Source organism: Knoellia aerolata DSM 18566, assembly GCF_000768695.1.
Taxonomy (GTDB): Bacteria; Actinomycetota; Actinomycetes; order Actinomycetales; family Dermatophilaceae; genus Knoellia; species Knoellia aerolata.
In genome coordinates this window covers 1-1,183 of sequence record NZ_AVPL01000142.1, presented here as the reverse complement: position 1 = coordinate 1,183, position 1,183 = coordinate 1, and the positions used below count along the sequence as shown (strand labels likewise).

General features: G+C 70.2%; 1 protein-coding gene. It reads left to right on the top strand.

The genetic code is table 11. The annotated features are described in order from the left end of the window. Nucleotides 1–1,183: TonB-dependent copper receptor (locus tag N801_RS22135; RefSeq protein ID WP_035940910.1), on the top strand; the 1,183-nt coding region annotated here is incomplete at both ends.

Genomic DNA, 1,183 nt, shown 5'->3' with positions numbered 1-1,183 from the left:
GACAACTACACGCTGCGCACGCCGGACCCGCACGGCATGATGCCGATGGCGATGGCCTCGGACGTGGATCGCGCCACCTGGGGCGGCCGCATCGCCGGCACCTGGAACCTGGCGCCGGACCTGGGCCTGGTGACCGGGCTGGATTTCCAGCAGAGCCGGCACCGCTCGCGCAGCGGCACGGACACGGTCTCGTACCGCTCCCAGAACTGGGTCAAGGACGCGAGCTTCGCCAACACCGGCCTGTTCGGCGAACTGACCTGGCACGCCACGCAGGACAGCCGCGTCATCGGCGGCGCGCGGGTGGACTGGGCCTCGGCCAAGGACTTCCGGCGCAGCAGCGGGTCCATGATGATGGCCAAGCCCAACCCCACGGCCGGCAAACGCCGCAACGAGACGCTGCCCAGCGGGTTCCTGCGCTACGAGCGGGACCTGGCGGACCTGCCGGCCACGGTGTACGTCGGCCTGGGCCACGCGGAACGCTTCCCGGACTACTGGGAGCTGTTCTCGCCGAAGCAGGGGCCCGACGGCTCGGTCAACGCGTTCCGCGGCGTCAAGCCCGAGAAGACGACGCAGATCGATTTCGGCGCGCAGTACAAGACCGAGACCCTGGATGCCTGGCTGTCCGGCTACGCCGGCTATGTCGACGACTTCATCCTGTTCGACTACGCCAAGAGCCGCATGGGGGGCATGGGCGGCATGCATGGCGGCCATGGCGGACACGGCAGCTCGACGCAGGCCGCCAACATCGACGCCCGCATCGCCGGCGGCGAGCTGGGGCTGTCCTACCAGGCGGCGCCGCGCTGGAAGCTGGGCGCGACGCTGGCCTACGCCTGGGGCCAGAACCGCAGCGACGGCCGCGCCTTGCCGCAGATGCCGCCGCTGGAAGCCAAGCTCAGCGCGGCCTATGACGACGGCACCTGGTCGGCCGGCGCGCTGTGGCGGCTGGTGGCGGCGCAGCGCCGCTATGCCCTGAACCAGGGCAACGTGGTCGGCAAGGACTTCGGCCCCAGCGCCGGATTCGGCGTGTTCTCGCTGAACGGCGGCTACGCGGTCAGCAAGCAGGTCAAGCTGTCGCTGGGCGTGGACAACCTGTTCAACAAGACCTACGCCGAGCACCTGAACCTGGCGGGCGACGCCGGCTTCGGCTTTGCCGCCAACACGGCCTTCAACGAACCCGGGCGCA